The following is a 13472-nucleotide window of genomic DNA, read 5'->3' on the forward strand; positions in this document are numbered from 1 at the left end:
GCGCTGGAAGGCGCCCGGCACGGGGTCAGGAGTCGCGGTCCCAGGCGTAGGGGTCGACGTAGATGATGTGGCCGCCGCGGTCGTCGGACTCGTCGACGATGTCGCGGCGCGGCGGGCGTGGCTCCTCGCGCCTGGCCGTGCCGCGGCCCGCGCCGGCCGCGGCCCCCGTCCCGGCGAGCCCCTTCCCCGTGGGACGCCTGCCCGCCGGCCCCTTGCCCGCGCGTGGCGCCTTGGCCGAGGGGCCGTCCACCGGGGCCGGGTCGAAGGTCTCCACGGCCGCCGAGGCGTGCTCGTCCGTCCAGTCGGCCCTGATCACCGGGATCGGCTGGGTGTCGGCCTCGGTGGCGTCCATCCAGTGGCCCGGCAGCTCGCCGGTGGTGGCCGGCGCGGCCAGCTTGACCTTGCTGGCCACCTTGACCAGCGCGTCCCCCGCCCTGCGGACCGGCGTCGCCTCGACCGTGGCGCCGTGGAACACCAGCCACCAGTTGGCCAGCCCCGCGGAGATGCCCGCGGCCACGCCGACTTCCAGGGTGACCGACAGCGCCACCTCCCACGCCGAGGGCCCGACGGCCGCGAGGCGCGCGCCGCCGAGTGGGCCGCCGGCCAGCGCCGCGAGCAGCCCCGACGCCAGGCCGGTGGCCAGACCGCAGACGAAGCCCCACAGCGGCGCCGACTCGAAGTGCGGGGTCGGCGAGACGCGCGCCACCACCACCCCGGCCACCGCGCCGGCGATGAACGGCACCGCGAGCACGCCCATGATCCATGGCGGCATGGAGCCCGAGTCGGGCAGGGCGCCGAGGATCGGCAGGGCGGGAAGCGCGCCCAGTTGCACGCCGGTGGGCGCGACCAGCGTGCCCGTGCCGAGGGCGAATCCCGGCCCGCTGATGTAGGCCAGGCCCCAGATGACGAAGTTGAACAGGTAGAGCACTTCGACCAGCAGCAGCAGCGCCCCGCCGACGAAGCCGGGGGCCAGCAGCTCCGACAGCCGCCTGACCTGGCCGAAATCGGCGACGACGGCTACGAGCACCAGAATGAGCCCGGCCACCAGCAGGATCGACAGCGCGACGGCCGTGCCGACCGCCACCGACCGCGCACGCTCGGGCAGCAGCCGCAGCATCGAGCGCCACGGTCCGATCGTGCGGGCGGTGGCCAGCGAGCCGGCGACGAACGCCAGGACGAGGTGGCTGACCAGCGCCTCGCCGACGGACGGCTGGGTGAGGTTGTTCTGCGCGGCCAGCGCGATGGCCCCGGCCAGCAGCGCGTACGGCGCGGCCAGCGAGATGCCGGCCTGGGCGATGAGCACGAGCTGGGCGCGGCGGCGGGCGTTGGCGAGGTCCTTGGTACTGCCCTTGGGCAGCCGGGCGGGCAGCCGGAGCCGCAGGTCGGCGTCGCGCGCCATCCACATCGCCGCGCGGTACAGCAGCGCGGCGGGCAGCACCGTGAGGCCGATCGGCAACAGGCCGACGCGCCCGCCGGGGATGGCGAAGCCGGCGTGGTGGGCGGCCAGCCAGACCTGGCAGGCGGCGCGGAACACCCCGGGGAGCCCCTGCCCGAACGCGCCGCGGGGCGCGGCGATCCACCCGATGAGGGTGAGCGTGGTCAGGACTGCGAGGCCGACGCCGAGGGTCCAGGCCGCGGCGAGCATGCCGGACACGGGCAGCGGACGGCGCGCCTCGTCGTCGTCGCCGCTCCCCGCGAGGGGGATGCGACTGAGGACGGTGCGGGGGGCCGCCCGGAGCTGGTCGAAAAGGGCCGTCACAGTAGTCGATGGTCTCAGCATGTCCGCCCGTCACGGGCCTACCGCGCCCCGCGTGTCGCCCCCTTTGTCCCCGGACGGTCAAGAGACCACGTAAGGCGTGCTCCACCGCCCGACGGCTTGACGGCCCGATGTCTGCGTTGCAAACCTGTCTGTGACGCAGACATATGACTCTGGAGGCCGCCATGACGGAGTTCGAGCCGGACGGGTTACTGCGCGACGTGGAGGCCCTGCGGCGGCGCGCCCGATCCGACCGGCACGCCTTCCGGTTACCGCTGCTGTACTTCGGCGCCTTCACCCTGGGCACCGCGCCCCTGTATGCGCTGGCCTACGCGGCCCACACGCCTCCGGAGGACGGGTCCGCCGATGGCGTCACCACCGGCTTCACGTCCTGGCTGCTCGCTCGTGAGACCTGGCTCGATCTGGTCTGGCTGGCTGGGCTGGCCGCCGGAGCCGTGCTGACCGTCTGGTGGTATCGCCGCCACGGCGACAGCGCCGGCATCCAGACTTCCGCGAGAGGCCCGGCCACCACGTGGGCCGTCGCGGGCGTCGCGCCGTTGATCTGGTTCCTGGCCCCGCTCGTCAGCCTGTTCGTCTGGTTCCTGTGGCCGCTGTTCGTCCGCAACACCTTCGGCTTGCTGGCCCTGGCCTTCGGCCTCATCGCGCTGGCACGGACCGAACGCAGCCGCCACCTGTGGATCGTCACCCTGCTCTACACGGCCGCCGCGGCGCCCGCCGTCGTGTACGACATGCAGAACATGTACTACCGGCTGTTCCATCTGTTCGGCTTCACCCCTGAGACCATGCCCTACGGTCCGCTCCAGGGCAGCCCCGTGCTGCTCCCGGGCCTCATCCTGCTCGTGGGCGGGCTCGCCGCGAGAAAGGAAAGCCGCGCATGACCCACCCGACCGGTGGCCTTTCCGATGTCGTCCACCAGCGCCACCGCCTCGGCATCCTGACGATCGCCGCGGAGGCCACGCGCGTCGAGTTCACCTACCTGAAGAACGCGCTGGAGCTGACCGGGGGCAACCTCAACCGCCATCTGGCGGTACTGGAGGACGCCGGAATGGTCGCCCTGGAGAAGGCGATCGAGGGCAGGCGCCCGAAGACCTGGGTGGTCATCACCAGAGCCGGCCGCGGGGCGCTGGCCGCCGAGATCGCCGCCCTGGAGGAGCTGGTCCGGCGTCACCGCGCCCAGCAAGCGTAGAGCGGCGAATCTGGCACGCACGAGACGGTCCGGGCATGGGGCACGAGACGGTCCGGGCATGGGGCCGGGCCGGCTGCTTGTTGAGAGGGACGCCCGGCCTTCGCGGCCGGGCGTCCCTCTGTCTCGCGTTTTCGCGCTGTCGTTTCTTCGCGGCCGCGTCAGCGGGTGCGCATGATCTCGCGCATGAGGCGGGCGGTCTCGCTGGGGGTCTTGCCGACCCGCACGCCGACCTTCTCCAGCGCTTCCTTCTTGGCCTGCGCGGTGCCCGCCGAACCCGACACGATGGCGCCGGCGTGCCCCATCGTCTTGCCCTCGGGCGCGGTGAACCCCGCCACGTAGGCCACGACGGGCTTGGTCACGTGCTGCTCGATGTAGGCCGCCGCGCGCTCCTCGGCGTCGCCGCCGATCTCGCCGATCATCACGATCGCCTCGGTCTCCGGGTCGGCCTGGAAGGCCTCCAGAGCGTCGATGTGCGTCGTGCCGATCACCGGGTCGCCGCCGATGCCCACCGCCGTGGAGAACCCGACGTCACGCAGCTCGTACATGAGCTGGTAGGTCAGCGTGCCCGACTTGCTCACCAGGCCGATGCGGCCCTTGGAGGTGATGTCGGCCGGGATGATGCCGGCGTTGGAGGCGCCGGGCGAGGCGATGCCGGGGCAGTTCGGGCCGATGATGCGGGTCTTGGCGCCCTTGGCGATGGCGTAGGCCCAGAACTCGGTGGAGTCGTGGACCGGGATGCCCTCGGTGATGACGACGGCGAGCGGGATCTCGGCGTCGATCGCCTCCTTGACGGCGGCCTTGGTGCCGGCCGGCGGCACGAAGATGACGGTGACGTCGGCGCCGGTGGCGGCCATGGCCTCGGCCACGGTCGCGAAGACCGGCAGCTCGACCCCGTCGAAGTCGACCGTGGTGCCCGCCTTGCGAGGGTTGGTACCGCCGACGACCTTCGCACCGGACTTGAGCATGCGACGGGTGTGCTTGGAGCCCTCGGAACCCGTGATGCCCTGAACGATGATCTTGCTGTTCTCGGTCAGCCAGATTGCCATTACGCACCTACCGCAGCGAGCTCGGCGGCGCGCTTGGCCGCTTCGTCCATCGTGTCGACGAGTTCGACGCGGGGCAGGCCCGCGTCCTTGAGGATCTGCCGCCCGAGGGTGGCGTTGTTGCCGTCCAGCCGGACGACCAGCGGGTGGGTGACCGCCTCACCGCGGTCGGACAGCAGCTTGAACGCCGAGACGATGCCGTTGGCGACGGCGTCGCAGGCGGTGATGCCGCCGAAGACGTTGACGAAGACCGACTTCACGCTCGGGTCGGACAGCACGATCTCAAGGCCGTTGGCCATGACCTCGGCCGAGGCGCCGCCGCCGATGTCGAGGAAGTTGGCCGGCCGCTGGCCGCCGTACTGCTCGCCGGCGTAGGCGACGACGTCGAGGGTCGACATCACCAGGCCCGCGCCGTTGCCGATGATGCCCACCGCGCCTTCGAGCTTGACGTAGTTGAGGTCCTTCTCCTTGGCGCGGGCCTCCAGCGGGTCCTCGGCGGCCTTGTCCGCGTAGGACTCGTGCTCGGCCTGGCGGAAGGTGGCGTTGTCGTCCAGGGTGACCTTGCCGTCGAGCGCCTTGACCTGGCCGTCCTCGGTCAGGATCATCGGGTTGACCTCGACCAGCGTGGCGTCCTCGTCCACGAAGACGGCCCAGAGCTTCTCGATGATCTCGGCGGCGCCGTCCAGCGCGGCCTCCGGCAGACCGCCCGCCTGGGCGATCTCGCGGGCGCGCGCGCGGTCGACGCCGGTCAGCGGGGAGACCGGGATCTGGGCGACCTTCTCGGGCGAGGTGTGCGCGACCTCCTCGATCTCCATGCCGCCCGCGGCGGAGCAGATGGCGAGGAAGGTGCGGTTCGCGCGGTCGAGCAGGAAGGAGAAGTAGTACTCCTCGGCGATCGCGCTGGCCTCCTCGACGAGGACCTTGTGGACCGTGTGCCCCTTGATGTCCATGCCGAGGATGCCGGTGGCCTTGCTCTCGGCGTCGGCGGCGTCGGCGGCGACCTTGACGCCGCCCGCCTTGCCGCGGCCCCCGGTCTTGACCTGGGCCTTGACGACGACGCGACCGGTCAGCTGCTCTGCCGCCGCGCGCGCCTCCTCCACGGTGTGCGCGACGACGCCGCGCGGCACCGGGATGCCATACTCCGCGAAGAGCTCCTTCGCCTGATGTTCGAACAGGTCCACGAGGGTCCGTCCTTGCTTGTCCGGCTGTCTTCTTCTCTACGTTGAGACCAGACCTCAGAGCACCCGCGATCGCCGGAAGCCTGGCCTGAGAAGCCTAGCCGCCACCAGGACGTGCGGCGCTCGCCGGGGGTCCATTACCCGCACGCCGGCGGTAATCGGATACGCCGTCTTTTCCCAAGAATCCCGCAAATCCCGCGACGATCCCCTACCACCCCGCTTACCGCTACATTTCCACAAGTCGTGATTTCACCGTGATCTTGACTGGAGAGAATGCGAAACCCCTCGACGACGGGGCGAGGGACTATAACGGGAGGAACCCCCCAAATGAGGCGACTCATCGCCCTTGCCGCGGTCACCGCGGCCGTACCTGCGCTCGCGCTGGCCGCCCCGGCCACCGCGCAGTCGGCGACCACCACCGCGGCGCCCGCCACCGCCAAGCCCGGCAACCCGGTCGACGCCCTGCGCCTGCAGTTCGCGAAGAAGAGCGGCGTGCGGGTCGACGAGAACACGAGAATGGGCATCGGCAAGCAGGACATTTTCGCGTTCCGGGAGACCGGAAGCCTGCGTTTCGGCCGATCGGGCGTCGACGCCTACGACGCGAAGATCACCCTCAAGGGCTTCGACAAGGACGGCGACAGCACCGTCCGCGCCATCGTGGTCGGCGGCAAGATGTACCTCAAGAGCGCGCTTTACGACGAGTTGCTGCCCGCCGGCCGCACCTGGGTGCGCACCTCCGGCAAGCCCTCGACCTACAGCAACGGCCCGATCGACCTGCTGAAGCCGAACGTCCTCAAGGCCATCCTCGCCACCGCGAAGGCCAAGAGCCCCGGCGGCACGGTCGGCGGCGCCAGGACCACGCTGGTGCGCGGTTCGATCCCGCTGTCCTCGCTCGGCAAGGTCTCGCCGATGCTGTCGTCGATCGCCAAGTCGAAGAACGGCAAGAAGATCACTGTGCCGTGGCGGATGTGGATCGGCGCCGACCAGCTTCCCCGCCGCTTCCAGACGACCGTCAAGGTGCCCGTCAGCCCGTCCACCGGCTCCTCCCTCGGCGACGTGTACATCGCCGCCGACAACCGCTACACCTCCTGGGGCGCCAAGATCGTCATCACGGCGCCCCCGGCGGACCTGGTCGTCGACGAGAAGGACCTCACCGACGAGCTTCCGGTGATCCCCGACCTCACCACCAAGATCCCCGGCCTTCCCACCCGCGAGCACTGACGAAGTGAGGCCCGGTGAGCGTGCTCACCGGGCCTCACCCGTTCAGGGGCCGACGGACACCGGCCGGGATCGGCCTCAGGGCCGGCCGGTGGGTCAGAGCTTCTCGAGGGGGGCGTAGGCGAGCAGGAGGGTCTTCTCACCGCCGGAGCCGAAGTCGACCTTCACCTTGGTCTTCTCGGCCATGCCGTCCACGGACACCACGGTGCCGAGCCCGAACTGGTCGTGGGTGACGCGGTCGCCCGGGCTGAGGTTCGGGACGGCGCGGCCGCCGGCCTTGCGCGCGGGCGCCGCCTGGGCCCGCGTCTCACGCTTGGTGGCCGCGCCCCAGGCGCTCTTGGCCGGATCGCCGCGCCAGTCGACCAGGTCGGCGGGCACCTCGGCCAGGAACCGCGAGGCCGGGTTGAACGCCGGCGACCCCCACGAGCTGCGGACGGCGGCCCGCGAGACGTAGAGCCGCTGCTGGGCGCGGGTGATGCCGACGTAGGCGAGCCGGCGCTCCTCCTCCAGCTCGCGGGGCTCGCCCAGAGAGCGGGTGTGCGGGAAGACGCCGTCCTCCAGGCCGGTGAGGAAGACGACCGGGAACTCCAGCCCCTTGGCGGTGTGCAGGGTCATCAGCGTGACGACGCCCTGGTGATCTTCACCTTCGGGGATCTGGTCGGCGTCGGCGACCAGCGAGACCTGCTCGAGGAAGTCGACCAGCGTGCCGTCGGGATTGGCCTCCTCGAACTCCTGCGCCACCGAGATCAGCTCGTTGAGGTTCTCCAGCCGGCTCTCGTCCTGCGGGTCGCCCGAGGTCTCCAGCTCGGTGCGGTAGCCGGTGGCGGTCAGGACCTCCTCGGCCAGCTCGGAGATCGGCAGCTCCTTGCCCCGCAGCTCCTCGAGCAGGGCGACGAACTCCTTGATGGCGTTGAGCGAGCGCGTGGCGAGCCCCGGCGCCTCCTCGGCGCGGCGCAGCGCCTCGTAGAACGGGACGCGCTCGCGGACGGAGTAGGCGTCCACCATCGCCTCGGCGCGGTCGCCGATGCCGCGCTTGGGGACGTTCAGCACGCGGCGCAGCGAGACGGTGTCGGTGGGGTTGGCGAGCACGCGGAGGTAGGCCAGCAGGTCACGGACCTCCCTGCGCTCGTAGAACCGCACGCCGCCGACGACCTTGTACGGCAGGCCGGTGCGGATGAAGATCTCTTCGAACACGCGGGAGGCGGCGTTGGTGCGGTAGAAGACCGCCACCTGGCCGGGGGTCACGTCATCCTCGTCGGCGAGCCGGTCGACCTCCTGGGCGACGAACATGGCCTCGTCGTGCTCGTTGTCGGCCACATAGCCGACGATCTTGGGCCCGGCGCCCTGGTCGGACCAGAGGTTCTTGGGCTTGCGGCTCTCGTTGCGCGAGATCACGGCGTTCGCGGCCGACAGGATGGTCTGCGTCGAGCGGTAGTTCTGCTCGAGCAGAATCGTGCGGGCGTTGGGGTAGTCGCGCTCGAACTCGAGGATGTTGCGGATGGTCGCGCCGCGGAAGGCGTAGATCGACTGGTCGGCGTCGCCGACCACGCACAGCTCGGCCGGCTCGACCGCGCCCTCGCGCACCACGTCGCCGTCGGCGGTGCGGACCTCGGGGTGGCCGACCAGCTCTCTGATCAGGATGTACTGCGCGTGGTTGGTGTCCTGGTACTCGTCGACCATCACGTGGCGGAAGCGGCGCCGGTAGTGCTCGGCCACGTCGGGGAAGAGCTGGAACAGGGTGACCGTGAGCATGATGATGTCGTCGAAGTCCATCGCGCCGGCCTCGGTCAGCCTGCGCTGGTAGGCGGCGTAGGCCTCGGCGAGCGTGCGCTCGAGATGGGTCTGCGCCTTGCCCGCCGCCGTCTCGTAGTCGATCAGCTCGTTCTTGAGGTTGCTGACCTGCGCGGAGAACGAGCGCGGCGGATAGCGCTTGGGGTCCAGGTCGAGCTCGCGGCAGACCATCGCCATCAGCCGCTGGGAGTCGGCCTGGTCGTAGATGGAGAAGCTGGAGGTGAAGCCCAGCCGCTTGGCCTCACGGCGCAGGATGCGCACGCAGGCGCTGTGGAAGGTCATCACCCACATGGCCTTGGACCGCGGGCCGATGAGCCGGTCGACCCTTTCCTTCATCTCGCGGGCGGCCTTGTTGGTGAAGGTGATCGCCAGGATCTCCTGCGGCTGCGCATCGCGCTCGGCCAGCAAGTAGGCGATGCGGTGGGTGAGCACGCGCGTCTTCCCCGACCCCGCCCCGGCGACGATCAAGAGCGGGCTGCCCGCGTGGACGACGGCGTCCCGCTGCTGCGGGTTGAGCCCGTCGAGCAAAGGGTGATCAACAGTGGGGTTCACGGCTCGGGTCGACACGCCCCTAGATTATGGCCGCCCACCGACAATGGGCGCCCCTTCGGCTCCTCTCGGGCCGCCGGATAGGCTTCGCGCCGCACGAGCTCGCACGCCCGGCGCCGGTCGCGGAAATATCGCGACCGTGCCGCTTGTTCAGCGCCCAGTGGACCAAGGAGGACGACCGTGACGGCACTTGACGACACCGAGATCGGCACGACCCTGGTGGTGACCGCGCACCCCGACGATGTCGACTTCGGCGCAGCGGGCACCATCGCGGCCCTTACCGACAAGGGTATTCGCGTGGTGTACTGCATCGTCACCGACGGCGACGCCGGAGGGTTCGACCGCGAGCTCGACAACGGCGGGATGGCCGAGCTGCGGCGCGGCGAGCAGATCGCGGCGGCCAAGGTGGTCGGCGTGGAGGACGTGCGCTTCCTCGGCTACAAGGACGGCACGGTGGAGCAGACCCTCCCCTTGCGCCGCGACATCGCCCGGGTGATCCGCCAGGTGCGCCCCGACCGGGTGATCACCTCTCATCCCGAGCGCAACTACCTGCGCATGGGGCCGAGCCACCCCGACCACCGCGCCGTCGGCGGCGCGACGCTCGACGCGGTCTACCCCGACGCGCGCAACCCGTACGCCTTCCCCGAGCTGCTCGCCGAGGAGGGCCTTGAGGCGTGGACGGCGCGCGAGGTGTGGCTGACCGGCGGGCAGGCCAACAACCACTACATCGACGTCACCGCCACGCTCGACCGCAAGTTCGCGGCGCTGCGGGCGCACGCCAGCCAGACCGCGCACATGGACGACCGGCTCGAGACCTTCGTCAAGGGCTGGCTGGCGACCAACGCCCAGGCCGCGGGCCAGCCGGAGGGCACCTACGCCGAAGCCTTCCAGGTGGTCCCCACCGCCTGACGCGAGCCACCGCCTGACGCGAGCCACCGGGTCCGCCGGCGGCCGTGGCCCCCGTCCGGCTCAGTCCGCCGTCCCCCGGCCGCTACGGTCGAGCCGGCGGGTGGCGCGGGCGGCAAGGAATCCCAGCGAGTTGGTCGCCAGGTGCAGCAGCGACGGCGCGAGCAGGCCCCCACGACGCCGCAGCTCCAGGAAGAACGCCCCGGCCAGCCCGGTGACCGCCACCGACCCCGCCACCGTCGCGGCCGCCCCGCCCTTCGCGGGGCGGGTCGCGGGCGGGTCGGCGGCCTGGACGAGGTGGCCGAGGGCGGGGTTGGCGGCCGCCATGTCCAGAGACGGCAGGATGTGCCAGAGGCCGAACAACGCCGACGAGCCCGCGACGGCGGCCCACGGCCCGTGCGAACGGCGCAGCGCGGCGGGCAGCACGCCCCTGAAGGCGACCTCCTCCAGCAGCACGGTGCCGAACGGCACCTGGAGCAGGATCTCCTCGGCCAGGCGGGCGCGGGACAGCCCGAGCGCCCGCTGGTCGCGGAAATAGCGCCGCGTCGGCGGCAGCAGCACCCCCGCCGTGTACACCGCCGCCACCGCCGCCGCCAGGCATCCGCCGATGCGCGCACCCCTGCGCGCGTGCGTGAAACCCATCTCCGGCCACGACAGCCCGCCGCGCCGGCCCAGGAGCACCAGTGCGCCGGTGGCCGCGGCCGAGGTCAGGGGCGCCAGCCGCCGGGCCGCGCGGTTGTTGAGGACGTTGGCCGCCGCCAGGACGCCCACCGCCGGCAGCAGCAGCCGCGTCGCGGGCATGACGCCCTCGTCCCGCGCCGGTGTTCCGCTCCCGCGCGGGGCTGCTTGGACGGCTCGCGTGCTCATGACCCACCTCCTGGCTTCCGGCCTGCCGGCCTGATCGCCGACGCCGACGCCGACGCGGGCCACGTTACGGGCCCCGACGGCCCGGAACGTCCACCCGGGCTCAGCAGGTGTTGACGCCGTTGTTGTATCCCTTGGCGAAGGACTGCTGGCGCTCGGCCGGGGTGCCGTGCGCGTCCTCACGCCACCAGGCGTCGGTCGGGTCGCCGGCGGCCGCCAGGTTGGCGAGCAGCTCCTCGTCGTCGCCGCTCTCGGCCTCCAGCTGCCCGGCGTCGATCAAGCCCTTGAGCGCGCCGCCGGCGTAGCAGTCGGCCTGCAGCTCGCGGTTGATGTTGAGGCTGAAGTCGCTCATGAGCTGGGCCTGCACCGCGTGGCCGAGCTCGTGCGGAATGATCACGTACACGGCCCCGTCGCCCTTCTCCTCGTACAGGGAACGCATCCACTGCGCGTCATAGGCGACGAAGTGCCCGACCGGGCAGTAGAAGGCGTTCTCGGGCACCGCCGGCTGGCCGCCGCAGTCGGGACCGTCCTGGCCGGAGTACGCCTCGAATTTGCTCAGCGGGCGGTAGGTGCGCCCGGCGGCCTGGAAGGTCTGCTGCCAGTAGCGCTCGGTGAGGGTGCGCGCGAGCTCGACGTCCTCCTCGAACGTCTGGCCGAGCGCGGACGGGCTCGCGGACCCGGAGGCGGAGCCCGTGACGGGGTCGGGCGCGGAGTGCCGGTCTTTCGGCGACGCCACGAGGGAGCAGCTCGCCGTGAGCACGGCCGCGAGCACGAGCGTCGAAAGTGCGCGAGGGGTCACACGCCCATCCTGGCGGACCGGCCCCCGCGCCGCGAACGGTTCCCCGTCGCGGGACGGGCGGCCACCCGGCCACCCGGCCACGCAGCCACACGGCCAGACGGCCATACGGCCACGCGGGCGGGTCAGACCAGGCGGCGGGCGGTGGCCCAGCGGGACAGCTCGTGCCGGTTGGACAGCTGGAGCTTGCGCAGCACCGAGGAGACGTGGGTCTCGACCGTCTTCACCGAGATGAACAGCTCTTTGGCGATCTCCTTGTAGGCGTACCCGCGCGCGATGAGCCGCAGCACCTCGCGCTCGCGCGTGGTCAGCGAGTCCAGCTCGGGATCGATGGAGGGCGCCTCGGTGGAGGCGAAGGCGTCCAGGACGAACCCGGCCAGACGCGGCGAGAACACCGCGTCGCCCTCCGACACCCGGACGATCGCGTCGGTCAGCTCGCGGCCGCTGATGGTCTTGGTGACGTATCCTCGGGCCCCGCCGCGGATGACGCCGATGACGTCCTCGGCGGCGTCGGAGACCGACAGCGCCAGAAAGCGGACCGGCGCCCCCGAGCCGAGGACCCGGCGCAGGACCTCCTGGCCGCCGCCCCCGGGCATGTGCACGTCGAGCAGGACGACGTCGGGCTTGAGCGACTCGATGGCGGCGACCGCGGACTCGACGTCCTCGGCCTCGCCGATCACCTCGATCTGGGGGCCGAGCTCGGCGCGCACCCCCGACCGGAAGAGCCGGTGATCGTCAACGATCAGAACCTTGACCATATTCACGGCATTCACGGCTTCCTCACCCTTCGGGGCAGGTGGCGGATCACGACTGCTCCCGTTTCATCGTCAACATCACCTCGGTGCCCTCGCCCGGCTCGGTCTTGACCCGGGCGCCGCCGCCGTGGCGCTCCATCCGGCCGATGATCGACTGGCGGATGCCCATGCGGTCGTCGGGCACGTCGTCCATATTGAAACCCTTGCCGCGGTCCCTGACGAACACGGTGACCTCGCCGGGCTCGACCTCGGTGTACACGGATATCACCGCCGCCTCGGAGTACTTGGCGGCGTTCACCATCGCCTGCCGCACGGCCTGGAGCATCGCGCGCAGCCCGTTGTCCAGGTCGCAGTCGCCGACGCAGACGATCTCGATGGGCACGCCGTGCTCGTCCTCGATCTCGGCCGCCACGCGGCGCACGGCGGCGGCCATGGTGGCGTCGGCGTCGGCCTTGGGCTGGTACAGCCAGTTGCGCAGCTCGCGTTCCTGCGAGCGGGCCAGGCGGGTCACCTCGAACGGATCGCCCGCGGTGCGCTGGATGAGCGTCAGCGTGTGCAGCACCGAGTCGTGGACGTGCGCGGCCATCTCGGCGCGCTCCTCCTGCCGGATGCGCTCGCGGCGCTCCTTCTGCAGTTCCTTCCACAGCGCGGTCAGCCAGGGGGCCGCGATGAGCGCGATGCCGCCCACCACGACGGCGGTGAAGACCAGGCCGGGACGCGCCTCGGCGAGCTTGCCCTGGGCGGCCAGGAAGCCGATCGCGCCGCTGACCACCAGCAGCAGCCCGATGCCGGTGCGGATCCACGAGCGGCGCACCTGGCGGACCGCGTCGGTCATCCAGCGCTGGCGGCGGCCGGGCTCGGCCTGCTGGAACAAGATGAGCGTGCCGATGCCGCCCACCGCGATCGACCAGGTGCCGACGCCGCCGGTGGAGGCGCCGGTGAGCCAGCCGAAGGCCGTCAGCGCCATGCCCAGCACGGCGTAGGCGGCGATCTGGCCCCAGTCGCGGCTGGGCGCCTCGCCCTCGTGGGGCTCGTGTGGAGTGAACATCCAAAGCGCGGCGTACGCCAGGACGCCGAGCCCGTCCAGGACGCTGAGCAGCACGAAGGCGAGCCTCAGCACGACCGGGTCAAGCTTCAGCTGGGCGGCGGCACCCTGGGCGACGCCCGCGACGAGCCGGCCGCGGAGCGGACGGACCAGGCGGGGGTAGGCCTCGGGAATGGTGGGGGTCTCAGACATCTCTCGAGCATCGTCACACGTGAAGGGAAGGAACGCATCAGGGCGCTCCCTGACTCCTGCCCTGAGTGCTCCGGGACGAGTCAGGGGTCTCCCCGATGGTGGGCGACGCGGGCGCGCGGCCACGATGGAGCCATGAACGACGCACGCGGTCCCGATACGACGATGGAGCCAG

At 71.5% G+C, this 13472-nt stretch carries 12 protein-coding genes; 4 read left to right on the forward strand and 8 right to left on the reverse strand.

The window, feature by feature from the left end; translation table 11 throughout:
- Positions 1 to 25 precede the first annotated feature (25 nt).
- Complete coding sequence (locus ABZU32_RS21345) at positions 26 to 1759, reverse strand: DUF6350 family protein (protein ID WP_354924493.1); 1734 nt, start codon at positions 1757 to 1759, stop codon at positions 26 to 28.
- 182 nt (positions 1760 to 1941) lie between these two features.
- Here ABZU32_RS21345 and ABZU32_RS21350 point away from each other — a divergent pair, with 182 nt between their 5' ends.
- A complete protein-coding gene (locus tag ABZU32_RS21350) occupies positions 1942 to 2655 on the forward strand; it encodes a hypothetical protein (RefSeq protein WP_354924495.1) in 714 nt (237 codons plus the stop codon).
- Positions 2652 to 2963: a transcriptional regulator gene (locus ABZU32_RS21355; RefSeq protein WP_354924497.1), complete on the forward strand. Its 312-nt coding sequence runs from the start codon at positions 2652 to 2654 to the stop codon at positions 2961 to 2963. The genes ABZU32_RS21350 and ABZU32_RS21355 overlap by 4 nt, the downstream gene beginning before the upstream one ends.
- Positions 2964 to 3121: 158 nt before the next feature.
- Here the strand turns inward: ABZU32_RS21355 and sucD are convergent, their stop codons facing one another.
- Positions 3122 to 4009 carry a succinate--CoA ligase subunit alpha gene (sucD, locus tag ABZU32_RS21360; protein ID WP_354837393.1) on the reverse strand — a complete coding sequence of 296 codons (888 nt, stop codon included), beginning with the start codon at positions 4007 to 4009 and terminating at the stop codon, positions 3122 to 3124.
- Positions 4009 to 5187 (reverse strand): ADP-forming succinate--CoA ligase subunit beta, encoded by a 1179-nt coding sequence (gene sucC, locus ABZU32_RS21365; protein ID WP_354837395.1) that lies wholly within the window; start codon positions 5185 to 5187, stop codon positions 4009 to 4011. The genes sucD and sucC overlap by 1 nt, the downstream gene beginning before the upstream one ends.
- A gap of 324 nt (positions 5188 to 5511) precedes the next feature.
- On the opposite strand from sucC, the gene ABZU32_RS21370 reads away from it, so the two are divergent.
- The gene (locus ABZU32_RS21370) at positions 5512 to 6405 is read left to right on the forward strand and encodes a hypothetical protein (protein WP_354837397.1); all 894 of its coding nucleotides are present in this window, start codon (positions 5512 to 5514) and stop codon (positions 6403 to 6405) included.
- Positions 6406 to 6498: 93 nt separating this feature from the next.
- On the opposite strand, the gene pcrA is transcribed toward ABZU32_RS21370, so the two are convergent.
- A complete protein-coding gene (gene pcrA, locus ABZU32_RS21375) occupies positions 6499 to 8721 on the reverse strand; it encodes a DNA helicase PcrA (RefSeq protein WP_354924620.1) in 2223 nt (740 codons plus the stop codon).
- Positions 8722 to 8922: 201 nt separating this feature from the next.
- Here pcrA and ABZU32_RS21380 point away from each other — a divergent pair, with 201 nt between their 5' ends.
- Complete coding sequence (locus ABZU32_RS21380) at positions 8923 to 9651, forward strand: PIG-L family deacetylase (RefSeq protein WP_354837399.1); 729 nt, start codon at positions 8923 to 8925, stop codon at positions 9649 to 9651.
- 60 nt (positions 9652 to 9711) lie between these two features.
- On the opposite strand, the gene ABZU32_RS21385 is transcribed toward ABZU32_RS21380, so the two are convergent.
- The 4 genes from ABZU32_RS21385 to ABZU32_RS21400 form a co-directional block, all read right to left on the reverse strand.
- Positions 9712 to 10515, reverse strand: coding sequence for a CPBP family intramembrane glutamic endopeptidase (locus tag ABZU32_RS21385; protein ID WP_354924499.1), 804 nt, complete (start codon positions 10513 to 10515; stop codon positions 9712 to 9714).
- A 100-nt stretch (positions 10516 to 10615) separates the two neighbouring features.
- Positions 10616 to 11311 carry a neutral zinc metallopeptidase gene (locus tag ABZU32_RS21390; protein ID WP_354924501.1) on the reverse strand — a complete coding sequence of 232 codons (696 nt, stop codon included), beginning with the start codon at positions 11309 to 11311 and terminating at the stop codon, positions 10616 to 10618.
- Between the two features lie 122 nt (positions 11312 to 11433).
- On the reverse strand, positions 11434 to 12066 hold the full coding sequence (locus tag ABZU32_RS21395; RefSeq protein WP_354837616.1) for a response regulator transcription factor: 633 nt from the start codon (positions 12064 to 12066) through the stop codon (positions 11434 to 11436).
- Between the two features lie 46 nt (positions 12067 to 12112).
- Entirely contained in the window at positions 12113 to 13300 is a 1188-nt protein-coding gene (locus ABZU32_RS21400) for a PspC domain-containing protein (RefSeq protein ID WP_354924503.1), read from the reverse strand.
- Positions 13301 to 13472: the final 172 nt, after the last annotated feature.

This window comes from Sphaerisporangium sp. NPDC005288, from assembly GCF_040607475.1.
Taxonomy (GTDB): domain Bacteria; phylum Actinomycetota; class Actinomycetes; order Streptosporangiales; family Streptosporangiaceae; genus Sphaerisporangium; species Sphaerisporangium rhizosphaerae.